Genomic DNA, 22,703 nt, shown 5'->3' on the forward strand with positions numbered 1-22,703 from the left:
GGGGGATCAGGTCGAAGACCTAGCCCACCGTTTAACTCGACCCTGCTTTACTCGACCATAAGGTGGGTTACGCCGCAGTGCGGCTAACCCACCCTACGGAACCGTGCTTGACCCGGCCGACTGCGGTTCGCAGCCGGTAATTGACCAACACCAGCACCAGCAGCAACGCCGCGCCACCGCCGTTATGGGCGACGGCGACGACCAGCGGCAGGTGCAGTAATACGTTGCTCACGCCCAGGCTGACCTGTACGGCCAAGGCCAACACCAGCAACCCGGCCAAACGCGGAAACCCTGCTCTGCGCAGTTGCCAGGCCAGTGTCAGCAGCACCAGCGTCACCGCCAGGGCACCAAGTCGGTGAGTCAGATGAATAGCGGTACGCGCGTCGCTATCCAGCTGGCCGCCGAGGTAGTTGGGACCAATATGCTGGGTCAGGTGAAAGCCGTTGGCGAAGTCCATCTCCGGCCACCATCGGCCATGACAGGTGGGCAGATCGATGCAGGCCACCGCCGCGTAGTTGGAACTCACCCAGCCACCCAGGGCAATCTGCCCGATCACCAGCAGCAGCCCCAACGCCGCCAGGCGGCGCAGTCGGGTAGGCACCGCTGGCAACGGCGCTAAAGTGCCGGATAAACGCAGAGTCAGGAGAAACAGCAAGGCCAGGGTGGTGAAGCCCCCGAGCAGGTGGGCGGTAACCACTTGCGGCCAAAGCTTCAAGGTCACCGTCCACATGCCAAAGGCCGCCTGGGCGATCACCACACCGAGCAGTAGCAGTGGCAATTTCAATGGCTGGTCCGGCTGACCGCGGCGGCGTAGCGCGAGGATGGCCAAGCTGAGGATTAGCAAGCCAAGGCTACCGGCGAAGTAGCGGTGCACCATCTCGTTCCAGCCCTTCTGCGCCTCTACTGGTGCCTCCGGATAATGCTGCTCGGCATGGGCCAACTGCACCTCGGTTTTCGGTACGCCGATAAAGCCGTAGCAGCCGGGCCAGTCCGGGCAACCAAGGCCGGCGTGAGTCAACCGGGTGTATGCGCCAAGCAACACCACGACGACAGCCAGCACGGTAGCCAGCAGGGCGAGACGGAATCCGGATTTGGCCATAACGCGTCCTTAGCCGATATTCGACAGTTTCAGCAGATGGCGGAGATCATTCAGCACGGCTTTGCCTTTGACTTTGGCGTCATAGCGCAGTACCAGGTTGCCGTGCGGATCGATGATCCACAGCTGCGCAGCGCTGCCGCCTTCGGTAGCCTTGTCATAGGCCTGTGCATCCAGCGAGAAACGCTCGAGCTGGGGATATTCGCGCGCAAGCTTGGCGCTGTAGTCATCCGCCAGTGGCTGCGCATTGGCCAGGGCATGGCTGGCGCGTGAGGCTTCGCGGCCGAGGCCGATCTGAATTTGCCGCGCCAGGTAGACGAGCTGACGGCAGTCCTCAGCGCAGTCTTGCGGAGCGGTAACCAATATCTGCCAGCGTGTTTCTTCGGCGGATTGCACACCCAAATCAGCCCGGCTTTGGCCATTGCCGATCAGCTCACCGTGATAATTACGCCCATCCGGCACCCAGAACCGCCATTGGTACATGGCTGTCGCCAGCACCATCGGCCCGATAGTCAGCGCCAGCAGTAGCAACAGCTGCCAGCGCCCCCGACGACGGCTAGGCGAAGCATCAGACAGGATTATGGCTGGATTCATGACGATTCCCCTGCGCGTTGTGCACTACCAGATACAGAGTGCAATCCGAGATAAATAAACAGGCCGAACAGAGCTGCCGCGAGGGCAAACCATTGCACGGCATAACCCAGGTGTTTTTCCGGCCCCATGGCGACTACGGCCCAGTCGGCCTGATAGGCCGCAGGCCCTTGTTCCAGACGCAGTTCATACGGCAACCCGGCGCGCCCCAACTGCTCCCAGACGGTGCCTGGCTCAACGGCGGTGATCAGGCGCGGCCACTCGCGGCTCGGTTGGTCGGCTTGCAGCTGGAAGGTAGCGCCCGGCGGCACATAGACCCAGGCATCCAGGCCCAGAGCCGTATCCGGGGTGCTGAAGACTGGCGGCGTGCGGCGATCCGGCCAGCGCAGCCAGCCACGGTTGAGCAACAACCAGAGACCGCTGGCCTGATCGTAGAAGGGTTGGAGCAATTCGATGCCGACCTGTCCGGCACGAGTGCGGTTATCCAGTAACAGGCTGTGCTGCTCGTCGAAATGGCCGTACAAATGCACACGCCGATAAGCCGGATCGGTGCTGTGCTCCAACTCGACGATATCGATAGGGCCGGCACTGCGACGTGCGTCATAACTGGCCAGCAGGACGCGCTTTTCCTCTGCGCGGGACAACTGCCAAAAGCCCAGAGCGATCAGCAGCGGCAGTAGCGCCAACACCACCAGGGTTGGCGCCAGACCGGGACGAAAGCGGCTCATGCAGCCCTCCCGAATCCACCCGTGTGACTGGCTATACTGAACTGCATTCCCCTTCCCCACATCCGAGAGTCACGCCATGCTCAAAGCGGCGATCGTCTTCATGCTATTGGCAACCGTAGTCAGTCTGTTCAGCGGTCTGTTCTTTCTGGTCAAGGATCAAGGCCGCACCTCCCGCGTGGCCTACGCCCTGACCGTGCGTGTCACCCTTGCAGCCCTCACGTTGGCTCTAGTGGCCTGGGGTTTCTACAGCGGGCAGTTGGTGAGCCACGCGCCCTGGTAGCGGTAAGCCATAAGCTTCAAGTGGTAAGCGCTTTTGCTTGCAGCCTGTGGCTTAGGGCTCAGCTCTCCATTTAAAGCACATAGACAAAGGTAAACAAGCCGATCCACACCACATCGACGAAGTGCCAGTACCAGGCGGCCGCCTCGAAGCCGAAGTGGTGCTCGGGATCGAAGTGCCCGCGCAGGATGCGCACCAGCATCACCGTCAGAATGATCGTCCCCAGCGTCACGTGGGCCCCGTGGAAGCCCGTGAGCATAAAGAAGGTGGCTCCGTAGATGCCCGAGCCCAGGGTGAGGCCCAGTTCGTGGTAAGCCTCGACATATTCCGTGGCCTGGAATGCCAGGAAGGTCAGCCCGAGCAGGATGGTCAGCGCCAGCCACAGCTTCAGCGGCTTGCGATGGCCCTTGCGCAGCGCATGGTGGGCGAAGGTCACGGTAACGCTGGAACTCACCAGCAGGATGGTGTTGATCAGCGGCAGATCCCAGGGCGAGATCACTTCCTTGGGCGGCGGGAACAGCTTGGAGTCCGGGTTGTTCAGCAGCGGCCAGGCGAATTCGAAGCTCGGCCAGAGCATATGCGCCACGCCTTTCGCCCCATCGCCGCCGAGCCAGGGCCCGGCCAGCACACGCACGTAGAACAGCGCGCCGAAGAAGGCGGCGAAGAACATCACCTCGGAGAAGATGAACCAGCTCATGCCCCAGCGGAAGCTGCGGTCCATCTGTGCGCTGTACAGGCCGGAGCGGCTTTCCTTGATCACGGTGCCGAACCAGCCGAACAGCATGTAGGCAAGGAACAGGCCGCCGACGAAGAAGATCAGCGGGCCATGGGAGTCCGGGCGCGCAGCTTTCAAGTCGTTGAACCAGGTGCCCAGGCCGTAGACAGTGGTGAGCAGTCCAATTGTGGCGATGATCGGCCACTTGCTCTGGGTCGGAACGTAATACTGCTCGTGGGTTGCCATTATTGTTCTCCTTCGTTATCCGCCGTTGCTGGCAACGGGCGGATGACGTGCAGTGATATCGAACAGCGTGTAACCGAGGGTCAGGTGGTGCACATCCTTGGGCAGGTCTCGGTCGACGATGAAGCGCACCACCATCTCGATACGCTCACCCGGTTGCAGCACCTGCTGGGTGAAACAGAAGCATGCAGTTTTGTGGAAGTACGCCGCCGCCTCAGACGGCACCACACTGGGAATTGCCTGGGCCGTCATCGGCTTGTCGGTCGGGTTCTGCGCGATAAACTTCATCTCGTTGACCGCCCCTGGATGCACGAGCAAATCGTTCGCCTCGGGATGGAACTCCCAAACCATGTCGGCCGCATTGGTGGCGATAAACTGCACACGCACTTGGCGCTGCTCGTCCACTGTCTGCGTGCCCGCATAAGCCCCGGACGTTTTGCCATTGATGCCGAACGCCTTGCACATCACGTCGTAAATCGGCACCAGAGCGAAGCCGAAGGCGAACATCACCACCACCAGGATGAGCAGGCGGGTAACCAGGCGACGTGTACTCAGGGCTTCGCTCATCAGCGGCTCACTTCAACTTCCGGTGGCGTCGTGAAGGTGTGGTAAGGCGCTGGTGAGGGCACCGTCCACTCCAAGCCCTCTGCCCCATCCCACGGCTTGGCCAGCGCGGGTTCGCCGCCACGGATGCACTTGATGACGATGAACAGGAAGAGGAACTGCGTGGCACCGAAGCTGAAGGCACCGATCGAGGAGATCATGTTGAAGTCGGCGAACTGCAGGCTGTAGTCCGGAATCCGCCGGGGCATGCCCGCCAAGCCAACGAAGTGCATCGGGAAGAAGGCCATGTTCATGCCGACGAACGACAACCAGAAGTGCAGCTTGCCGAGGGTCTCGTCGTACATGTGGCCAGTCCACTTCGGCAGCCAGTAATAGGCCGAAGCGAAGATTCCGAAGATCGCTCCCGGCACCAATACATAGTGGAAGTGCGCCACCACAAAGTAAGTGTCGTGGTACTGGAAGTCTGCCGGGGCGATGGCCAGCATCAGCCCGGAGAAACCGCCGATGGTGAACAAGATGACGAAGGCAACGGCGAACAGCATCGGTGTCTCGAAGGTCAGCGAGCCCTGCCACATGGTGCTCGCCCAGTTGAACACCTTGACCCCGGTGGGTACGGCGATCAGCAGGGTGGCGTACATGAAGAACAACTCACCCACCAGGGGAATGCCGACCACGAACATGTGGTGCGCCCAGACGATGAACGAGAGGAAGGCGATACTCGCCGTGGCGTAGACCATCGAGGTGTAGCCGAACAGCGGCTTACGCGAGAAAGCTGGAATGATCGAGCTGACCGCACCGAAGGCCGGCAGGATCATGATGTACACCTCGGGGTGCCCGAAGAACCAGAACACATGCTGGAACAGCACCGGGTCGCCGCCGCCGGCAGCACTGAAGAAGCTGGTGCCGAAGTGGATGTCCATCAGCATCATGGTCACGCAACCAGCCAGTACCGGCATAACCGCGATTAGCAGGAAGGCGGTAATCAGCCAGGTCCAGACGAACAGCGGCATCTTCATCAGGGTCATGCCGGGGGCGCGCAGGTTGAGGATGGTCGCGATTATGTTGATCGCGCCCATGATCGAGCTGATGCCCATCAGGTGAATGGCGAAGATAAAGAAGGTCACGCTTTCCGGTGCGTAGGTGGTGGACAGCGGCGCGTAGAAGGTCCAGCCGAAGTCCGGCCCGCCAGCGGCAGTGAACAGCGTGCTGATCAACAGCCCGAACGCCGCCGGCAGCAGCCAGAAGCTGAAGTTGTTCATCCGCGGCAGGGCCATATCCGGCGCACCGACCATCAGCGGGATCATCCAGTTGGCCAGGCCGACGAAGGCCGGCATCACCGCGCCGAAGACCATGATCAGGCCGTGCATGGTGGTCATCTGGTTGAAGAATTCCGGCTGGACGATCTGCAAGCCGGGCTGGAACAGCTCGGCGCGAATGATCATGGCGAAGGAGCCACCCAACAAGAACATCGCAAAACTGAACCACAGGTACATCGTGCCGATGTCCTTGTGGTTGGTGGTCAATACCCAACGCATCAGCCCCTTGGCAGGGCCATGGTGATGATGATCCTGCTCGCTGCTCAGGTGGCTATGCTCGGGATGGTCGTTCACGGCATTCATAGTCATTCTTCCTATTCCTGAGCCTGTTTAAACGCCAACACGTCTTTCGGGGTGACCATGTCACCGACGTTGTTGCCCCAAGCGTTGCGCTCGTAGGTGATCACCGCGGCGATATCGACTTCCGACAGTTGCTTGCCGAATGCGGCCATGGAGGTTCCGGGTTTGCCGTTGAAGACGATCTTCAGGTGGTCTTCCTTCGGTCCGGTGGCGATCTTCGAGCCCTTGAGCGCCGGGAACATCGGCGGCAGGCCCTGGCCTTCGGGTTGGTGACAGGCGGCGCAGGTGGTGTGATAGATCTTGTCACCCCGCGCAACCAGTTCTTCGCGGGTCCATTCCTTGCTGGTCAGCTCCGCGAGCTTGAGCGTTTCTTCCTTGCGCGCGGCCAGCCAGGTGGCGAAATCTTCTTTCGACTTGGCTTCAACCACGATCGGCATAAAACCGTGGTCCTTGCCGCACAGTTCGGTGCACTGCCCACGATAGAGGCCGGGTTGCTCGATCCGCGTCCATGCCTCGTTGACGAAGCCAGGGATCGCATCGCGCTTCACCGCCAGCGCCGGCACCCACCAGGAGTGGATCACATCCGCGGCAGTAATCAGGAAACGCACCTTGGTGCCAACTGGCACTACCAATGGCTGGTCAACTTCCAGCAGGTAATGCTCGTCTTTGGGCGCTTGGTTATTGATCTGTTCGGCGGGGGTGGCCAGGTTGCTGAAGAACTCAATTTCCTGGCCCAGATATTTGTAGTGCCATTTCCATTGATAGCCGGTGACTTGGATATCCAGCTCCGACTCGCTGCTGTCGTAGATGTCGATCAGCGTCTTGGTCGCCGGAATCGCCATGGCCACCAGGATCACGAAGGGCACCACGGTCCAGAGAATCTCTACCGTCGTGCTTTCGTGGAAGTGAGCCGCCACCTGACCGGTGGAGCGCCGATGGACGATCATCGACCAAAACATCGCGCCGAACACCACGACGCCGATGACAGCGCAGATCCAGAAGATGGTCATGTGCAAATCAAAAACTGCGTGGCTGACCACCGTAGCGCCCGGCGCCATATTCACTGTCCAGGCGGCTTGCGCTTGGCTGAATACCGACCACAGCAGGAGTCCCACCCAGACTCGTGGATGTCGCATCATTGCGGGTTCCCCTTATCATTCTTGTTATCCCGCCGGCTGTGCCTGCGGCCAAGGGAGCGGCTGCTAAAAACCGACTTTAACTGCCGCAACCTCGCCTTGCCGTAGCTCAGTCCGGTTCCATCAGGTGACGCCTTTCGAATCGGAGTATAGACGGCGACTTCGTCCTGGCAACGTCGAAACGCAAATGACCAAAGCCGCCGAAGGCTTGTCCTAAACGCCCCGGTTGCTGCGGGAGGAAAACCGTCGTAAACACTCGATATAACACGCTCGCATAACCATTAAATAATTATGACAATCGAGTCTTAGCCACGGCGTCTGGCGAGCTATGGTCTTTGTTTCTTTCTCACCCATGTCCTTATTTCAGGAGCTGTCATGAACACCGCCGCCCTGCGCGAACTGATTCAGCGTGCGCACCTACACGAAGCCACCAGCGGTCACCTCGCGCGCCAACTCGAGGGAAAACTGGTGCGCCTACACCCCTCCATCCGCCTGCCGGCCAGCGATGCCCCAGGTGTCTTAACGCGCTTCGTCGCCGCGTATGTGGAGCAGGTTCCAGATGTCTTGGATGCTGCCAATCAAGTGGCTCGAGAGGCCGGGATCGAGGCGCAGATCAAGCCGGTGCTGAAGGTGGCCGAGCAGTTTTTCCTCCAGCCGCCGGCGCTAATGGCCGACCATGAAGGCCTAGATGGTCTGCTCGACGAGGCATATTTGGCGCATCGTCTGGTCGAGGAAGTGAATGATCGCTACATCACCCACCTCGGCCAGCCGTTGATTCCGCTGGATACCACGACGGCCAATCTGATCGCCCACCAGTTGATCGGTGAACCCTTCGCCAACCAACTGGACGAAGCGGTACACCATGCGGTCGAGGGCATGCTGGACGCTGCGATGTTTGCCCAAGACTCGGTACAGGCTTATCGCGAACGCCTGACCAGCCCAACAACGGATGCCGCCTGGAAACGCTGGCCATGCCTCTCACGCCAGCTCGGCGTCGAGCTGGAGTTCGATCAAGCGCAACGCGCGGCGAGCTGATTAGATCGCTGCCAACTAGGCCTCTACAGCTAAGTCTCTACACCAGCGCTTTTGCCCGACCGACGGGCAAAAGCGCGAACAGTCGAGATTGAAACCCTCACGCCTGTTCAGCCCCAGGCATTTGAGCGCCAGCTTGAAGCGCTACCAGCAAACAGCCCTTCACCACGCATCCGGGCGCCGCAGCGGCGGTCATGCGACTCACTGACGCCCCTGGTTTTCCGGCAGCTCTAAACTAGGGTTTGGCCGATCTGAGGGCCTGCTTCTGACCTCGTTGAGCGAACTCGCTGGTGGCGCTGCGATGCAGAATTCGTCGGACACGTCAGGACCTGATGCTGCTTTTATAGCTTGACGTTGATGGAGTTGAATGATAGGCGTTCCGGCGTGAGTGCTATACTGCTCTTGGATCGCAAGACCCGTGTGCAACGTTCTTCACGGGTAGGGATAGCGGCTGCAAATCTCGGTTAACGGCTGCGGGATAGGGGGGTCTACAGCAAACACGAAGTAGGAGGTATGCCATGAATCGGCACTATTACATCAGTGACAATCTGGACGATCTTGAAACCGTTGAAAATGAATTGGAAGCCAACGGTATCAGCACCGAACAGATCCATGTGCTCAGTGAAAAGGATGCTGATGTAGAACAGCATCATCTCCACGACGTGAACTCCTTGATGAAACAAGATGTTGTTCACTCTGGCGAGATTGGTGCGGTGATAGGCGTGCCACTTGCGGCGCTGATCATTGGCGGCGCCTATTGGTTGGGTTGGACTGAATCCGCCGCGGGCTGGGTGCCGTTTATCTTCCTTGCCATTGTGGTGTTGGGCTTTTGCATCTGGGAAGGCGGCTTTTTTGGTATCCAGGTGCCAAACACCCACTTCCGCAGCCTCAAACAGCAGGTAAAAGAAGGCGAGCATATTCTTTTCGTGGATGTTGAGCCGGGTCAGGAATCAGTATTGGACCGGGTAATCGAACATCATCCAAGGCTGACGATCGCCGGCACGGGAGCAGCAGCCCCTCACTGGATAGTAGCCTGGCTGCATAGATGGCATCAGTTCAAGCGAACGATATAGTGCCATTTCCTATGCTGAGCCCGTGAATACCTAAGGTTCTCCGGGAGTAGCGTTTTGCCCGAAGAAAATTACCCGACTAAGGAAAACATAGTCCGCCTCGGTGGCCATAAGTCCGACGAGCACCAGTAAACACAAAGGTGGCACCAATATGGCGTAGACCATGGCCAATCGCTCCCAGGCCATGTGCATAAAGATGGCGACAATTAAACCCGCCTTCAACAACATGAAAGTGACGATCAGGGACCACCGCAAGTAGCCTTGGAAGTGAAAATAGTCGACAAGATACGACATGGTGCTGAGGACGAATAACAGCCCCCAAATTTTAAGGTACAAACTAATCGGATGTTGTTGGCCCTGAATATGCGCCATCGTCAGTGCTCCTCTTCAGAACCTGCTCACGATCTACTGCACTCGGCCATGCTGCGTTAAAAATGGCTTCGGAATGCTCATTTACAACTTGTAAACTCCGCTTCCTCAGCCATTTTTGCCTTGCCTGACCTTCGCTCGCGACGATCGTGAGCAGGCTCTTAGACTTACCATAAATAGAAGAAAGCAAAAATAAACACCCACACCAAATCCACGAAGTGCCAGTAAAGCCCGGCTATCTCGACGATCTGATAGTTTCCGGAGCGCTCATAATCTCCCCGCAATACTTTCAGCGCCACAATGCTGAGGTAAATGACACCGATTGACACGTGCAGCCCGTGAAAACCGGTAATCATGAAAAAGCTGGCACCAAATTGCGCCGCCCCCATGGGGTTCCCCCAGGGGCGCACCCCTTCTGCGATGAGCTTGCTCCATTCAAATGCCTGCATGCCGACGAAGGTCGCACCAAAGGCTGCGGTCGCCAGCATCAGGGCAGTAGTTTTGACGCGATTACGGCGGTAGGCGAAATTGACTGCCATGGCCATGGTGCCGCTGCTACTGATCAGTACAAAGGTCATGATGGCGATCAGAATAAGTGGGATTTCGTTACCGCCGATCGTCAATGCGAACACTTCACTGGGGTTCGGCCAGGGCGCGGTGGTGGTCATGCGCACCGACATGTAGCCGGTTAAAAAACAGGTGAAGATAAAAGTATCGCTGAGCAGGAATATCCACATCATCGCCTTGCCCCAGGGGACCTGTTTAAAGGCGTCTCTATCCGAGGACCAGTCGCGGGCGATGCCCTGCCATCCCGGTGCAAGCGTGTCGGGCGAGCTTGGCGGACTGGATGAATTGGACTCCCCGGGGGCTTCAGGGTGCGATGCCATGGCTTTTCACCTCAGGCCGCAGAATCTGGCGATGGCTTCATAGGTTTCCGGTGTGCTGGTCAGCAGGGCGAATAGCACGAACCAAAGACCCAGCAAGTAATGCCAATAGATGGCACAGAGCTCTACGCTGGCACTGAGTTGCGGCAACGGCACGCGATGCAGGAACTTAGCGACGGTTCTGCTCCAGGCTATCAGCCCACCCAGCAGGTGAAGTCCATGCAGGCCGGTCAACAGGTAGAAGAAGCTGTTGGCCGGATTGCTGGAGACAAAGTAGCCCCAGGCGACAAACTGCTGCCAGAGCCAGAGTTGTCCCGTCAGAAAAGCAATTGCAAATACACCCCCCAATGCAAAGCCAATGACGGTTCCGCCAAGTTGAGCCTGTCGGGCGGCCATACGCGCCCACTGCAGTGCAATGCAGCTGCATACCAGAAAAGCCGAATTCAGCCATAGCTGCCATGGATTGGCTAACGGCGCCAAGGGCTCTGTCAGGGGTAGCCAGTCGGCCATTTGTGAGCGTGCGATGAAGGCGATCAGGAAGAGAAAGAATAACGAGCTCACCACGGCCAGAAACAGGCGCAGGCCTATTCTTGCGGTTTGGGTTCTATCGGCACCCTCGGCTGCCTGAATACCTTCAGGCTCGCGACTCCAACTGCCCCCAGGATCAGCGCTGTCGGTGTTTCTCAATAGCTGCCTGTTCATGTTCTTTCGTCCGTTATCTTGGCTTCGGCACTGAGTTGCCGCAGATGCGCCAACTCCTCTGCGGAGACCGTTTGCGGAACGAAATCCTGCTCTATGCCCGGTACGCTGTAGTCATAGGCCCAGCGATGCACCACTGGCAGCTTCGCTCCCCAGTTGCCGTGTATCGGCGGGGTGTTCGGCGTTTGCCATTCCAGACTGGTCGCGCCCCAGGGGTTACTGCCTGCGGGCTTGCCTTTGAATACACTCCAGAACAGGTTGAACAGGAATAGCAGCTGGGAAACGCCGACGGCCAATGCGACCACCGTAATGAAGGCGTTCAAATCTTGCGCCGACTGCGGGATGAACTCATAGCCTTGATAGGCGTAGTAGCGACGGGGCATGCCCAGGAAACCCAGGTAGTGCATAGGGAAGTAGATGAGGTAAGTGCCCAGAAACGTAATCCAGAAATGCAGCTTACCCAAGGTGTCGTTCAGCATGCGCCCGGTTATTTTCGGGAACCAATGATAAATGGCGCCGAACACCACCAGTATCGGTGCAACACCCATGACCATATGAAAATGGGCTACGACGAAATAAGTGTCCGATAGCGGAATATCCACAATCACATTACCGAGAAACAACCCAGTCAGACCGCCGACTATAAACGTGACGATAAATGCCAATGCAAACAGCATAGGCACGGTCAGATGGATGTCGCCCCGCCACAGCGTCAGCACCCAGTTGTAGACTTTCAGCGCAGTTGGCACCGCGATAACCAAGGTAGTGATGGCGAAGAAAAAGCCAAAGTACGGGTTCATTCCACTGACATACATATGGTGCGCCCAGACCACAAAACTCAGTACACCAATCGCAATAATGGCCCACACCATCATTCGGTAACCGAAGATATTTTTTCTCGCATGAGTGCTGATCAAGTCAGAGACCAGACCAAACGCGGGGAGAGCAACGATGTAGACTTCCGGATGGCCGAAGAACCAGAACAGGTGTTGGAATAATATCGGGCTGCCACCCTGGTGATCGAGCTGCTGCCCCATTGAGATGATCGCCGGCATAAAGAAACTGGTGCCCAGCAGTTTGTCGAACAGCATCATGACCGCACTGACAAACAGTGCAGGGAAGGCCAGCAGGGCCAAAATCGAGGCCATGAAGATTCCCCATACGGAGAGCGGCATGCGAAACAAGGTCATGCCGTGTGTGCGCGCCTGCAACACCGTGGTTACGTAGTTCAACCCGCCCATGGTGGTTGCGACAATAAAAATCGCCAGCGAAACGAGCATCAACACGATGCCCCACTCGGCCCCCGGTGTCCCCTTGGTAATCGCCTGTGGCGGATAAAGCGTCCAGCCCGCACCGGCGGGGCCGCCTGGGACAAAGAAACTGGCGAGCAGCACCAGTACCGATAACAGGTAGAACCAGTAGCTCAGCATGTTGACGTAGGGGAAGACCATGTCGCGGGCGCCAACCATCAGCGGAATCAGATAGTTGCCGAAGCCACCCAGAAACAGAGCCGTCAGCAAATAAATGACCATGATCATGCCGTGCATGGTCATCGCCTGATAGTAAGTGCTGACGTCCATGAACTCGAGACTGCCGGGGAAGCCTATCTGCATGCGCATCAGGCCGGACAACACCAAGGCGATAAGACCCACAAATATAGCCGTCAAGGAATATTGAATGGCTATGACCTTGTGATCCTGACTCCAGATATATTTGGTCAGGAAACTTTTGGGCTCGTGCAGTAATTCTGTTTCAGCTTGCTCCGCATAGGCCATCACGTCATCCTCCTGGTGAAGTTTCGGTGTATTTCTGGCTGCTTACGGCAACTCTCCTGGCTCCACCCTATTTCGCATCAGCGTTGGCATTCGCTTTGGATTTGATAAAAGCAATCAGTGCGTTCAAGTCCTCATCGCTCAGTGCAAAAGCCGGCATGATAGGGGCATAGCCTTTGACGATTACGGCATTAGGATTAAGAACGGAATCTTTTATATAGCCCTCATCGGCCTTTACCCTCGTACCGTCAGCAAGGGTTTCTGTCTTGCCATACAGGCCCTGCCAACTTGGGCCGACTCCCTGCTTGCCGTCGACACTGTGGCAGGCCAGACAGCCGAGCGACTCGGCCAATTGCTGTCCCTGTGCCGCCAGATCATCGCCTCTGCCCGTCGCGTCGCTGGCAGAAGGTCCATCGTCTTGCGGCACAGCACTCAGTGATTTGATGAGGGCAACGAGAGCGCCCAGCTCATCTTCATTGAGAGTATAGGGCACCATAACCGGCGGATAACCCTGGACCTGCCTGGCCTTTGGATCGCGGATCGACTCTTTCAGGTAGGCCTCATCGACCAGCACCCTGGTGCCATCGACAAGCTGTTCCGTGCGGCCGTACAGACCCTTCCAGCCCGGGCCGAGACTGGCGCTGCCATCCAGGCTATGGCAGGCCCGGCAGCCGTAGCTTTCGGCCAACAGGCGGCCTTTTTCCAGCACGCTGTCCCGGCTGGGCTTGGCAGCAGTCGTTAATGTCTGCGCAAAAGTCGGTTGGCTGTTAAGCCATTGATCGAAAGCGCCCTGTTCCTCCACGATCATATGGCCGCGCATGTTGTAATGACCTACGCCACAATATTCGGCGCAAAGAACTTCAAACTTCCCAGTTTTAGTCGGTGTGAACCAGAAGTGCGACACCATGCCTGGCACCATATCCATCTTGGCGCGAATTTGCGGTATATAGAAGTTGTGCAGCACATCTTTAGAGCGCAGTAAAACTTTCACCGGTTGATCGAGCGGGAGACGAATCTCATTGTTTCTTATGAGCACATCGTCCTGCCCAACAGGATCCTTGGGATCAAGGCCGAGGGGATTGGCAGAGTCAACAAATTTAACATCCGACCTACCCAGCTTCCCATCCTGGCCGGGAAAGCGAAAGGCCCACTGCCACTGCTGGGCGATCACTTCGAGTTCATTAGCATTTTTCGGAACCTGGACGAAATCATTATAAACAACCAAGCCTGGCGCCAACATGCCGACAATTCCCACCGAGGTGATGACAATTAACCACCATTCCAACTTCTTATTTTCTGGTTGGTAGGCGGCCCTTGCACCCTCCTTGTGACGATAACGCATCACGGCTACCGCCATAAATACCGTGATGGCGATGAAAAATATTCCGGTAATGACCAGGGTGATGAACAGGGTGGTGTCTATTGACCCCCAGTTGGAAGCTGCCGGTGTCGCTTGCCAAGGAGCTAGTATGTGGAACAGCACTGATGCAACAACGATTAGAATTAAGATAATTGCTATTGCCATTTTCTCTTCATCCTATTCCTGTTGCTCATTGGTTATGCAAACGCATCGCCACTAAACAGCGGCGTCAAATTAATATTAATCCGACGCCCAAGCAGGGCAGACCAGTACCACCAATCCTGGTGGCAAAATCAGTAAGAAGTATAGTGCATAGAAGGAACAAGCGCTTTTTTTGAAAAACCTGATAACCTGATATTCCGATTACAACATTTAGTTAATCGTTTAAAACCTATTTGCTACAACTTGCTGCAGATATTCACCAGCACTTCTTCCGGGATTAAATTGGTCGTAGCGACTTGTTTCCAATCAGTCCGAATGATTAGCGATCTAGTTGCGCCGCGACAACTAAAATCGCTACAACAACGCCATTTGCCCGCCCGGCGGGCAAAAGCGCGAACAATCGAGATTGAAACCCTCGCGCCTGTTCAGCCCTAGGCGCTTTAGAGCCAGCTTGAAGCGCTGCGCCAGCAGATCAGCAAACAGCCCTTCGCCGCTCATCCGCGTGCCGAAGCGGCTGTCGTACAGCTCGCCGCCACGGCTTTGCCGCACCAGGCTCAACACATGCTCGGCGCGCTCGGGGAAATGCGCCGACAGCCACTCCTCGAACAACGGAGCCACTTCGCGCGGCAGGCGCAGGAACATATACGCCGCGCTCTGCGCGCCAGCCTTTTTGGCCTCTGCCAACAGTTGCTCCAGCTCGCTGTCGTTGATCAACGGAATCATCGGCGAGCAGAGCACGCCAACCGGAACCCCCGCCTCACGTAGCACCCGAATGGCGCGCAAACGTGCCGCCGGTGCGGCCGCGCGCGGCTCCATGATGCGTTTCAGCTCATCATCGAGGGTGGTCAGGCTGATCATCACCGCCACCAGCCGCTGCTTGGCCAATTCGCTGAGTAGATCGAGGTCGCGCAGCACCAGCGAGCCCTTAGTCACGATCGTCACCGGATGGCGATAACGCAGCAGCACTTCAAGCGTATGCCGGGTCAGTTTGTGCTCCCGCTCGATCGGCTGATAGGGGTCGGTGTTGGAGCCCAGATTGATCGGTGCACACACGTAACCCGGCTTGGATAGCTGTTGTTCGAGCAAAGCCGCAGCATTGGTCTTGGCGATCAGCTTGGTCTCGAAGTCCAACCCCGGCGACATATCCCAATAAGCATGGCTGGGCCGTGCATAGCAGTAGATGCAGCCGTGTTCACAACCGCGGTACGGGTTGATCGAGCGGTCGAACGGCAAATCCGGCGACTGGTTGCGGGTAATGATGCTTTTCGCGGTTTCGATCCGAACTTCGGTGGCACGCGACAGCGGCACTTCCTGAAACCAGCCATCGTCCTCGGCCACCGAACGGGTCGGGGCAAAACGGTTATAAGGGTTGCTGGCCGTACCGCGGCCGCGCGGGGGCAGGGTGCTGGTCATGGGCATGATCCGAATAAAATACTGTTTAAATATACAGCATTTTATTCATGATACGACCACCGTAAGTCTGCCGGGAAACTCGCTCTCAGCTTCCGCCTTGCGCTTCCAAACCAGCCTGTCACTGCCTTTACCGAGCGTCGATGCGGGCCAGAGCTCCGCTATTCCCGGGCACCCATCAACACGCTCAATCGTGAGTCGCAGGCTCTATGGTCGACAGGTCGTTACTGGATCTGGGCCATTCCTTGCGAATAGTCCGGCCAAGTCTCGGCGGCCCCGTAGAAGCGGCCCATGGCCGCGAAGGGCGTTGGGCGGCCATGGGATGTTTGCCTGCCGCTGCCCAGATCGCGGGCGTGGCCCGCTCCTACAGGGACGGGTGATCGGGCAGACGCACCTTCAGCCCACCGTAGCCGCTGGCATCCGCCTCGCCAGACAGCTCGATGCGGCCGGTGCCGGCTAACTCGCGGGCCCGCCAGTAGACGAAGAAATCGCTAGGGAAGAAGCCGTCGCAACGCAGCATGACATCCGCCATTACCCGCGCCAGGGGCTTCCACTCAGGCGTGCAGTAGCCCAGCAGAATGGCGTCAATCTTCGCGTGGTCCTCACCATGGAAAGCGCCGTCGCGCCAACGGCGGATCGCCGCGTTCTCCTGCCGCACCGCATGCCATTGGGCGGCCAGGCGCTGGCGCCGGGCGGGCACGACCAGTAGCGGCCGGTACAACTCGCGCAGGGCCGTCGGTTCATGCATGGAAACAGCACGGCGGGTTTCGAAGCGGCTGTCGCCGCTGCCGCAGGGAACCTCCCAGAGCGGCAGGTCAGCATGTTCCAGCGCGGCGGCGACGCGGGCCAAAAGCAGTTGCTCGGAAGCGCTGTCGCCCTGCCAGACGGTGACCGGCCGTGCCTGCCGGGCCAAACCGGCGAGCCAGCGGGCGTCCTCGCTCAGTGTGCCGGTGAAGTCCGGTACCGGGCGCACCGTCTCCGGCCACAGCGCCTGCCAGAAGGCTGCGCGCTTGGTACATGGAGGCTGCTCGATATCGGCGAGCGGGCCAACTGCCAGATCATCCCTGAGCACACGCAGGGAATCGTTGGCGGGCGCCTGACCAAGCACGAATGTCACGCCCTCTACCGCTGCATCGCCACACACCAGATGCCACATGAGCCCTCCTTGGCCAGCGCCTTACTCCGCGGGCTTCTTCAATTTCGGATTGGGGAAAAACTGCACCGCCTGCACCTTGGGATCGGCTGGCTTGGGCACCTCCTTGTTGACTCGCGTGCCGAGCTCCTTCGGCACCGACTGACCTTGTTCGTTGAGGGTGTCGGCATAACCGCAGGCGACACACTCGCGGTGCGGCACGCCATCCACGTCCCACATCTGGATCTTGTCGACCTCGCTGCACGCCGGGCACACGGCGCCGGCGATAAAGCGTTTCTTGCCGATGTTCACCGGGGCGTCGCTCATGCTGCCTCCGCGCTCAAGCCGAGATGGCGCAGCAGCGCGTCGATCGACGGCTCACGACCACGGAAGTCGACGAACAGCTGCATCGGCTCCTGCGACCCGCCGCGCGCCAGGATTGCCTCGCGGAAGGCGCGGCCGGTGTCGGCGTTGAACACGCCTTCTTCCTCGAACTTGGAGAAGGCATCGGCGGACAGCACTTCGGCCCACTTGTAGCTGTAGTAACCCGCCGCATAACCGCCGGCGAAGATGTGCGCGAAGCTGTTGGGGAAGCGGTTGTAAGCCGGCGGACGCATGACCGAAACCTCGGCGCGAATGCCTTCCAGCACCTCCAGCACGCTACGACCGTCGCCGTGGGTGGCGTGCAGTTCGAAGTCGAACAGCGAGAACTCGATCTGCCGCGCCATCATCAGCCCGGACTGGAAGTTCTTCGCCGCCAGCATCTTGTCCAGCAGGTCCTGCGGTAGCGCTTCGCCGGTTTTGTAGTGGCCGGAGATCAGCGCCAGGCCTTCCGGCTCCCAGCACCAGTTTTCCATGAATTGGCTGGGCAGCTCGACCGCATCCCAGGCCACGCCGTTGATGCCCGCAGCACCGGCGTGCTCGACGCGGGTCAGCAGGTGATGCAGGCCGTGGCCGAACTCGTGGAACAGGGTGGTGACTTCATCGTGGGTCAGCAGCGCCGGCTGATCGCCGACCGCCGGGGTGAAATTGCAGACCAGGTTGGCTACCGGGTTGATCAGATCGCCTGCGGCCGAGCGGCGACGGTCGCGGGCGCCATCCATCCAGGCGCCGCCGCGCTTGTTGGCGCGGGCGTAGAGGTCGAAGAAGAAGCGCCCGACATGCTGGCCGTTTTCCTTGATCTCGAACAGACGCACGTCCGGATGCCAGCTGTCGAAGCCTTGCAGCTCGGCGATCTCGATGCCGTAGAGGCGCTGCACGATGGCGAACAGGCCGGTCAGCACCTGGTCGATCGGGAAGTAGGCGCGCAGGGTTTCCTGGGCAATGCTGTAGCGCTGCTCGCGCAGCTTCTCGCTGTAGTAGCCGACGTCCCAGCTCTGCAGATCGGCGCAACCCTTTTCGGCGGCAAAAGCCTGCAATTCGGTGAGATCCTGGGCGGCGAAGGGTTTGCTGCGCAGCGCCAGGTCACGCAGGAAGTTCAGCACCTGCTCGCTGCTGTCGGCCATCTTGGTCGCCAGGCTCAGCTCGGCGTAACTGGCGAAACCGAGCAGCTGCGCCAGCTCCTGGCGCAGGTCGAGGATCTCGGCCATCACCGGGCCGTTGTCGTTCTGCCCGGCATTCGGCCCCTGGTCGGAGGCGCGGGTGCAGTAGGCGGCGTAGACCTCTTCGCGCAACGCGCGGTCAGCGGCATAGGTCATCACAGCGTAGTAGCTGGGGAATTCCAGGCTGATCAACCAGCCGTCGAGATCCTTGGCCTTGGCCGCCTGGGCCATCTGCGCCTTGGCCGAGTCAGTCAGGCCGGCGAGCACGGCTTCATCCGTGACGTGCTTGGTCCAGGCCTGGGTGGCGTCGAGCAGTTGATTGGAGAAATGACTGCCCAGCTCGGAGAGTTTCATCTGGATCGCGCCGTAACGCTGCTGCTCGGCTGGCGGCAGGTCGATGCCGGACAGGCGGAAGTCGCGCAGGGCGTGTTCGAGAATAGTCGTCTGCGCCACCTCGAAACCGCTCGCGGCCGGGCTCTGCGCCAGTGCCGCGTAGGCTTCAAACAAACCGCGGTTCTGCCCCAGCTCGGTCCAGTACTCGGACAGCTTGGGCAAGCACGCTTCGTACGCCTGACGCAGTTCGGCGTTGTTGCACACGGCGTTCAGGTGACTGACCGGGCTCCAGGCACGGCTCAGGCGTTCACCCAGCTCATCCAGCGCCAACACCAGGCCATCCCAGGTCGGGGTGGCGGGTTGCTTGGCCAGCAGTTCGACGATCGCCGCCCGGCTGTCGGCCAGAATCGTATCAATGGCCGGCTCGACATGGTGCGGACGAATGGACGAGTAGGGCGGCAGGTCGAAGGATTGCAGTAAGGGGTTGTTCTCGCTCACGGCGGTTCACCTGTTTGGACATAGATGGATGTTCTGACCAGTGCCGGCGGGCGATGCTCCCCGGCGAGTTTCAAAACAGAATGGTCGCCATCTTAATTACAATCGCGGCTTACCGCAGCTTAAGAGGTTTCTATCGTGGCGATTCGCAGTTATCAGGGCATCACTCCCAACTTGGGCGAGCGGGTGTTCGTCGATGCCTCGGCCGTGGTCATTGGCGACGTGCAGTTGGGCGCCGACAGCTCGGTCTGGCCGCTGGTGGTGATCCGTGGTGACATGCACCGCATCCGCATCGGCGCACGCACCAGCGTGCAGGACGGCAGCGTGCTGCACATCACCCACGCCGGGCCGTTCAACCCGGACGGCTTCCCGTTGCTGATCGGCGACGACGTGACCATCGGCCACCAGGTCACCCTACACGGCTGCACCCTGGGCAACCGCATCTTGGTCGGCATGGGCTCGACGGTGATGGACGGCGCGGTGGTCGAGGACGAGGTGATCCTCGGCGCCGGCAGCCTGGTCCCACCGGGCAAACGCCTCGAGAGCGGTTACCTCTACGTCGGCAGCCCGGTGAAACAGGCGCGCCCGCTGAGCGATAAGGAAAAGGCTTTCTTCACCTATAGCGCGGCGAATTACGTGCAGCTCAAGGATCAGTATCTCGCCGAGGGTTACGACCAGTAATGCCTTCCCCCTATCAGTCACAAGGTTGCTCCATGCACTACCAGAACATCCTCTTCGACCTCGACGGCACCCTGACCGACCCACGCGAAGGCATCACCCGTTCGATCCAGTTCGCCCTGGCCAAGCTGGGTATCGACGAAGCGGATTTGCACAAGCTGGAGCACTTTATCGGCCCGCCGCTGTTGCAGGCCTTCATGCAGTTTTATGCCTTCGATGAAGCCAAGGCCTGGCAGGCGGTCGGCTACTACCGCGAGCGTTTCCAGGTGACTGGGCTGTACGAAAATCAAGTATTCGCGGGCGTCGGCGAGCTGTTGGCTTTGCTGCAGGGACAGGGCCGCACGCTGTATATCGCCACCTCGAAGCCTCACATATTCGCTCGCGAAATCGCCCGGCACTTCGACTTCGCCAAGTATTTCAAGGTGATCTACGGCAGCGAACTGGATGGCACGCGGACCAATAAAGTCGAGCTGATCCAGAACCTATTGGCGCAGGAACAGCTGGAGCCGGCGCAGACGCTGATGATCGGTGACCGCAAGCACGACCTGATCGGCGCCCGCAGCAATGGGCTGGATTGTGCCGCGGTGGGTTATGGCTTTGGCAGCCATGAGGAGTTGCTGGCCGAGGCGCCGACCTATCACTACCCGACGCTGGCCGAGCTGCAAGACGCTTTCTGCGCCTGAGCCGCTGCCTATCCGGCCCCTGGACATGTAGGAGCGAGCTCTGCTCGCGATCGGGCGTGGCAGAAAAGCATCGCGAGCAGCGCTCGATCCTACAAAAACAAAGGCTCTGCTGGCCGTAATTTCTGAGTCAGTACGCTAGGAGCCGCTTAACCGTTCTTCTGGTAGATGATCTTCTTCGTGCCGTTTTCGCAGCTGCCGACCACCATGCTCTGGTCATGTACCTCGGCGTTGCTCACGATCTCCAAGGTGTAGCTGGTGACCCCGGCGGCCTGGATCTTGGTTTCGATCTCCTGCTTGAGCTCTTCGCAGGATTTCGGCGCGGCGAGCACGGGGGTGGCGAGCAGACTGATCAGCACGGCGGCAGCTAGTTTTTTCATGGTGCAGCTTCCTATTGATTCCAACATTCCTTGACCGCACCCGCGTTACCGAGGTGGCTGGCCTGTGATTGGCCGGCACGCTTGGGCCACGTAGGCAAAGATTTTGACTGCATGACGACCCACCGAGTTCGCTTGAGTTGCTGCGCGCACTAACGCTCCCCCTGCAGGCTCTTCAGCGCGTGCTCGCGCATCGCGCTGGGCAACTCGCCGAGACGTTTGACCTGCGCATAGAACCTCGGCCAGTCGCCATTCACTTGCCGGAATACCTTCGCAAACGCCGGCACCCATCGATCATATAGGCCAAAAGGCAACAGCTTGGCATTGTTCAACGGGCTGTCGATCCAGCCGTCATAGCGCCCCACACCGGCCCATTCGCGCGCGCGCAGTTGGTGGTACTCCGCGCGCAGACGCTCGAATTCGGCGGCCTTGGCGCGGCGCAGTTCGGTCTCGCTTTGGCCGCTGGCATACAGGGTTTCCAGTCGCGCACGGCTGGCCAGCACCAGCGCAGTGAACTGCTCACGCTGCTGATCGCGGTTGTCCGCCGGCACCGACAAACCGCGCGCGGCACGCCATTGGCGCAGGCCTTCGGCCTCGACGAAGCTGGCGTAGGACTCGTTGAACGCGGTGTCGTCCGGTAGATAAAACTTCTGGTGCGCCAACTCGTGAAAGATCACCGCGACCATGCGCTGGTCATCCCAGCGCAGCATGGTGTTGAGGAGCGGATCGTCGAACCAGCCGAGCGTCGAATAGGCCTCCACCCCAGCGACGTAGGTGTCCAGCCCTTGCTGCTTGAGCAACGCCGCTGCACCGCGCGCGCGATTCTGCTCATAGAAGCCGCGATAGGCCACGCAACCGACGATGGGGAAGCAGTGCGTCTGTGGCGCCAGGGAGAACTCCGGGGTGGCGAACACATTCCACAACACGAACGGGCGAGCGAGATCGGCATACAGCCGATAGCTGCGGTTATCCGGCAAGCCCAGGCGCGCGCTGGCAAACTCCCGGGCCACTTGCGACAGCGCCAGCCGCTGACGTAGCTCGGGGTCGCGCGCGGGGTCGGCCAGCAGCTCGGCGACCGGCTCGCGGCGCTGCAATAGTTCGAGTTGGCCGCTGAGCAGTTGCGTGTAATAACTGACACTGGAACAACCGCTCAGCCCCAAGGCGAGCAGCAACGGAACCCAGCGCGGGTTCAGAGGGTCGAGTAACCAGGATAGACAGTGCGGCATCGCGCGCACCCTAGCGCATCTCAGGCAAGCGCTCCAGCATCGGCTGCTATCCCATTCTGCCCACCACTGCCAGACTCGCGTCGGAGCCCTAGCATGCGCCCTTTGCTTCTCGTCACCAGCTTGCTCACCCTCGGCGGCTGCGCCTTTTTGCGCTTTATGCCGACGCCCGATCCCAGCCAAGCCTGGGTCGATCTGCACACCAACACCGAGAGCGAGCTGCTCGCCTATCAAGTCGACGAAAAGCCCCTGGACGATGACCGCTACTTCCAGGTCAGCCCCGGCAAGCATGAACTGCAAGTGCGCTTCCAGTTCGCGGTCGACGCCAGCAATATCGGCCCCAACAGCCAAGCGCACCAACGCGACTGCCGGTTGGAGTTGAATTACCCGGAGTTCGCCGCCGGCCAACGCTATCGCCTGGAAGCCGGCAGTATTGGCTTCCGCCCCTGGGCCAAACTTTACGATGATCAGCATCGGCTGCTGGCGCGCGCCCGTGAGACTCGCTGCGGCGGTATCTAGG

Annotated in this window: 23 protein-coding genes and 2 pseudogenes; 6 read left to right on the top strand and 19 right to left on the bottom strand. The window is 59.4% G+C overall.

Annotated features, from left to right (window positions below; translation table 11 throughout):
- Positions 1–67 precede the first annotated feature (67 nt).
- Genes D3879_RS05105 through D3879_RS05115 form a run of 3 tightly spaced genes read right to left on the bottom strand, consistent with a single transcriptional unit; the run spans position 68 to position 2,415 of the window.
- On the bottom strand, positions 68–1,099 hold the full coding sequence (locus tag D3879_RS05105) for a COX15/CtaA family protein (protein WP_119952988.1): 1,032 nt from the start codon (positions 1,097–1,099) through the stop codon (positions 68–70).
- 9 nt (positions 1,100–1,108) lie between these two features.
- Positions 1,109–1,690: a hypothetical protein gene (locus tag D3879_RS05110; protein WP_119952989.1), complete on the bottom strand. Its 582-nt coding sequence runs from the start codon at positions 1,688–1,690 to the stop codon at positions 1,109–1,111.
- Complete coding sequence (locus tag D3879_RS05115; RefSeq protein ID WP_119952990.1) at positions 1,687–2,415, bottom strand: SURF1 family protein; 729 nt, start codon at positions 2,413–2,415, stop codon at positions 1,687–1,689. The genes D3879_RS05110 and D3879_RS05115 overlap by 4 nt, the downstream gene beginning before the upstream one ends.
- Positions 2,416–2,491: 76 nt before the next feature.
- Between D3879_RS05115 and D3879_RS05120 the strand changes: the two genes are divergently transcribed.
- Positions 2,492–2,695: a twin transmembrane helix small protein gene (locus D3879_RS05120; RefSeq protein WP_119952991.1), complete on the top strand. Its 204-nt coding sequence runs from the start codon at positions 2,492–2,494 to the stop codon at positions 2,693–2,695.
- 70 nt (positions 2,696–2,765) lie between these two features.
- On the opposite strand, the gene D3879_RS05125 is transcribed toward D3879_RS05120, so the two are convergent.
- From D3879_RS05125 to coxB, 4 genes are read right to left on the bottom strand one after another with little or no spacing between them, the layout of a single operon-like run.
- Entirely contained in the window at positions 2,766–3,653 is an 888-nt protein-coding gene (locus tag D3879_RS05125) for a cytochrome c oxidase subunit 3 (RefSeq protein ID WP_119952992.1), read from the bottom strand.
- A 15-nt stretch (positions 3,654–3,668) separates the two neighbouring features.
- Entirely contained in the window at positions 3,669–4,217 is a 549-nt protein-coding gene (locus D3879_RS05130; protein WP_119952993.1) for a cytochrome c oxidase assembly protein, read from the bottom strand.
- Positions 4,217–5,833, bottom strand: coding sequence for a cytochrome c oxidase subunit I (gene ctaD, locus D3879_RS05135; protein ID WP_119952994.1), 1,617 nt, complete (start codon positions 5,831–5,833; stop codon positions 4,217–4,219). The genes D3879_RS05130 and ctaD (D3879_RS05135) overlap by 1 nt, the downstream gene beginning before the upstream one ends.
- Positions 5,834–5,844: 11 nt before the next feature.
- Entirely contained in the window at positions 5,845–6,969 is a 1,125-nt protein-coding gene (gene coxB, locus D3879_RS05140; protein ID WP_119952995.1) for a cytochrome c oxidase subunit II, read from the bottom strand.
- Positions 6,970–7,341: 372 nt separating this feature from the next.
- Here coxB and D3879_RS05145 point away from each other — a divergent pair, with 372 nt between their 5' ends.
- On the top strand, positions 7,342–8,001 hold the full coding sequence (locus tag D3879_RS05145; protein ID WP_119952996.1) for a hypothetical protein: 660 nt from the start codon (positions 7,342–7,344) through the stop codon (positions 7,999–8,001).
- Positions 8,002–8,016: 15 nt separating this feature from the next.
- On the opposite strand, the pseudogene D3879_RS26890 reads toward D3879_RS05145, so the two are convergent.
- A pseudogene (locus tag D3879_RS26890) lies at positions 8,017–8,222 on the bottom strand (hypothetical protein); the annotation flags it as partial.
- Between the two features lie 294 nt (positions 8,223–8,516).
- Between D3879_RS26890 and D3879_RS05155 the strand changes: the two are divergent.
- Positions 8,517–9,071 carry a magnesium transporter gene (locus tag D3879_RS05155; RefSeq protein ID WP_119952997.1) on the top strand — a complete coding sequence of 185 codons (555 nt, stop codon included), beginning with the start codon at positions 8,517–8,519 and terminating at the stop codon, positions 9,069–9,071.
- 30 nt (positions 9,072–9,101) lie between these two features.
- Here D3879_RS05155 and D3879_RS05160 read toward each other — a convergent pair whose 3' ends face one another.
- The 9 genes and pseudogenes from D3879_RS05160 to prlC all read right to left on the bottom strand — a co-directional run bounded on the left by D3879_RS05160 (position 9,102) and on the right by prlC (position 19,228).
- Positions 9,102–9,440: a cytochrome C oxidase subunit IV family protein gene (locus D3879_RS05160; RefSeq protein ID WP_119952998.1), complete on the bottom strand. Its 339-nt coding sequence runs from the start codon at positions 9,438–9,440 to the stop codon at positions 9,102–9,104.
- Positions 9,441–9,604: 164 nt separating this feature from the next.
- Positions 9,605–10,324 (bottom strand): heme-copper oxidase subunit III family protein, encoded by a 720-nt coding sequence (locus D3879_RS05165; protein WP_119952999.1) that lies wholly within the window; start codon positions 10,322–10,324, stop codon positions 9,605–9,607.
- Between the two features lie 6 nt (positions 10,325–10,330).
- Complete coding sequence (locus D3879_RS05170; protein WP_119953000.1) at positions 10,331–11,023, bottom strand: cytochrome c oxidase subunit 3; 693 nt, start codon at positions 11,021–11,023, stop codon at positions 10,331–10,333.
- Positions 11,020–12,795: a cytochrome c oxidase subunit I gene (ctaD, locus tag D3879_RS05175; RefSeq protein ID WP_119953001.1), complete on the bottom strand. Its 1,776-nt coding sequence runs from the start codon at positions 12,793–12,795 to the stop codon at positions 11,020–11,022. The genes D3879_RS05170 and ctaD (D3879_RS05175) overlap by 4 nt, the downstream gene beginning before the upstream one ends.
- Before the next feature lie 42 nt (positions 12,796–12,837).
- Positions 12,838–14,317 (bottom strand): annotated as a pseudogene (locus tag D3879_RS05180) (c-type cytochrome).
- Positions 14,318–14,668: 351 nt separating this feature from the next.
- Complete coding sequence (locus D3879_RS05185; protein ID WP_119953003.1) at positions 14,669–15,727, bottom strand: PA0069 family radical SAM protein; 1,059 nt, start codon at positions 15,725–15,727, stop codon at positions 14,669–14,671.
- Positions 15,728–16,088: 361 nt separating this feature from the next.
- Complete coding sequence (locus D3879_RS05190; protein WP_119953004.1) at positions 16,089–16,880, bottom strand: DUF3658 domain-containing protein; 792 nt, start codon at positions 16,878–16,880, stop codon at positions 16,089–16,091.
- Positions 16,881–16,901: 21 nt separating this feature from the next.
- Positions 16,902–17,183, bottom strand: a complete 282-nt coding sequence (locus tag D3879_RS05195; RefSeq protein WP_119953005.1) for a YheV family putative zinc ribbon protein — start codon at positions 17,181–17,183, stop codon at positions 16,902–16,904.
- On the bottom strand, positions 17,180–19,228 hold the full coding sequence (gene prlC / locus D3879_RS05200) for an oligopeptidase A (RefSeq protein WP_119953006.1): 2,049 nt from the start codon (positions 19,226–19,228) through the stop codon (positions 17,180–17,182). The genes D3879_RS05195 and prlC overlap by 4 nt, the downstream gene beginning before the upstream one ends.
- Positions 19,229–19,363: 135 nt before the next feature.
- Here prlC and D3879_RS05205 point away from each other — a divergent pair, with 135 nt between their 5' ends.
- Positions 19,364–19,906 (top strand): gamma carbonic anhydrase family protein, encoded by a 543-nt coding sequence (locus tag D3879_RS05205; protein WP_119953007.1) that lies wholly within the window; start codon positions 19,364–19,366, stop codon positions 19,904–19,906.
- A gap of 32 nt (positions 19,907–19,938) precedes the next feature.
- Positions 19,939–20,586 (top strand): HAD family hydrolase, encoded by a 648-nt coding sequence (locus D3879_RS05210; RefSeq protein ID WP_119953008.1) that lies wholly within the window; start codon positions 19,939–19,941, stop codon positions 20,584–20,586.
- A 146-nt stretch (positions 20,587–20,732) separates the two neighbouring features.
- Here D3879_RS05210 and D3879_RS05215 read toward each other — a convergent pair whose 3' ends face one another.
- Both D3879_RS05215 and D3879_RS05220 read right to left on the bottom strand, forming a co-directional pair.
- Positions 20,733–20,963 carry a DUF1161 domain-containing protein gene (locus D3879_RS05215; RefSeq protein WP_119953009.1) on the bottom strand — a complete coding sequence of 77 codons (231 nt, stop codon included), beginning with the start codon at positions 20,961–20,963 and terminating at the stop codon, positions 20,733–20,735.
- A gap of 149 nt (positions 20,964–21,112) precedes the next feature.
- Positions 21,113–22,186 carry an aminopeptidase gene (locus tag D3879_RS05220; RefSeq protein WP_119953010.1) on the bottom strand — a complete coding sequence of 358 codons (1,074 nt, stop codon included), beginning with the start codon at positions 22,184–22,186 and terminating at the stop codon, positions 21,113–21,115.
- 93 nt (positions 22,187–22,279) lie between these two features.
- On the opposite strand from D3879_RS05220, the gene D3879_RS05225 reads away from it, so the two are divergent.
- Positions 22,280–22,702, top strand: coding sequence for a PA0061/PA0062 family lipoprotein (locus D3879_RS05225; RefSeq protein WP_119953011.1), 423 nt, complete (start codon positions 22,280–22,282; stop codon positions 22,700–22,702).
- The last annotated feature ends 1 nt before the right edge of the window (position 22,703 follow it).

The sequence above is a fragment of the Pseudomonas cavernicola genome (genome assembly GCF_003596405.1).
Classification (GTDB): Bacteria; Pseudomonadota; Gammaproteobacteria; order Pseudomonadales; family Pseudomonadaceae; genus Aquipseudomonas; species Aquipseudomonas cavernicola.

Coding starts and splice junctions, on each gene's coding strand:
- D3879_RS05225 (WP_119953011.1), top strand. CDS start 22,280: ATGCGCCCTTTGCTTCTCGTCACCAGCTTGCTCACCCTCGGCGGCTGC.
- D3879_RS05165 (WP_119952999.1), bottom strand. CDS start 10,324: ATGGCATCGCACCCTGAAGCCCCCGGGGAGTCCAATTCATCCAGTCCG.
- D3879_RS05195 (WP_119953005.1), bottom strand. CDS start 17,183: ATGAGCGACGCCCCGGTGAACATCGGCAAGAAACGCTTTATCGCCGGC.
- D3879_RS05215 (WP_119953009.1), bottom strand. CDS start 20,963: ATGAAAAAACTAGCTGCCGCCGTGCTGATCAGTCTGCTCGCCACCCCC.
- D3879_RS05115 (WP_119952990.1), bottom strand. CDS start 2,415: ATGAGCCGCTTTCGTCCCGGTCTGGCGCCAACCCTGGTGGTGTTGGCG.
- ctaD (WP_119953001.1), bottom strand. CDS start 12,795: ATGGCCTATGCGGAGCAAGCTGAAACAGAATTACTGCACGAGCCCAAA.
- D3879_RS05125 (WP_119952992.1), bottom strand. CDS start 3,653: ATGGCAACCCACGAGCAGTATTACGTTCCGACCCAGAGCAAGTGGCCG.
- ctaD (WP_119952994.1), bottom strand. CDS start 5,833: ATGAATGCCGTGAACGACCATCCCGAGCATAGCCACCTGAGCAGCGAG.
- D3879_RS05160 (WP_119952998.1), bottom strand. CDS start 9,440: ATGGCGCATATTCAGGGCCAACAACATCCGATTAGTTTGTACCTTAAA.
- D3879_RS05110 (WP_119952989.1), bottom strand. CDS start 1,690: ATGAATCCAGCCATAATCCTGTCTGATGCTTCGCCTAGCCGTCGTCGG.
- D3879_RS05155 (WP_119952997.1), top strand. CDS start 8,517: ATGAATCGGCACTATTACATCAGTGACAATCTGGACGATCTTGAAACC.
- D3879_RS05120 (WP_119952991.1), top strand. CDS start 2,492: ATGCTCAAAGCGGCGATCGTCTTCATGCTATTGGCAACCGTAGTCAGT.
- D3879_RS05145 (WP_119952996.1), top strand. CDS start 7,342: ATGAACACCGCCGCCCTGCGCGAACTGATTCAGCGTGCGCACCTACAC.
- D3879_RS05170 (WP_119953000.1), bottom strand. CDS start 11,023: ATGAACAGGCAGCTATTGAGAAACACCGACAGCGCTGATCCTGGGGGC.
- D3879_RS05185 (WP_119953003.1), bottom strand. CDS start 15,727: ATGACCAGCACCCTGCCCCCGCGCGGCCGCGGTACGGCCAGCAACCCT.
- D3879_RS05105 (WP_119952988.1), bottom strand. CDS start 1,099: ATGGCCAAATCCGGATTCCGTCTCGCCCTGCTGGCTACCGTGCTGGCT.
- coxB (WP_119952995.1), bottom strand. CDS start 6,969: ATGATGCGACATCCACGAGTCTGGGTGGGACTCCTGCTGTGGTCGGTA.
- D3879_RS05220 (WP_119953010.1), bottom strand. CDS start 22,186: ATGCCGCACTGTCTATCCTGGTTACTCGACCCTCTGAACCCGCGCTGG.
- D3879_RS05190 (WP_119953004.1), bottom strand. CDS start 16,880: ATGTGGCATCTGGTGTGTGGCGATGCAGCGGTAGAGGGCGTGACATTC.
- D3879_RS05130 (WP_119952993.1), bottom strand. CDS start 4,217: ATGAGCGAAGCCCTGAGTACACGTCGCCTGGTTACCCGCCTGCTCATC.
- D3879_RS05210 (WP_119953008.1), top strand. CDS start 19,939: ATGCACTACCAGAACATCCTCTTCGACCTCGACGGCACCCTGACCGAC.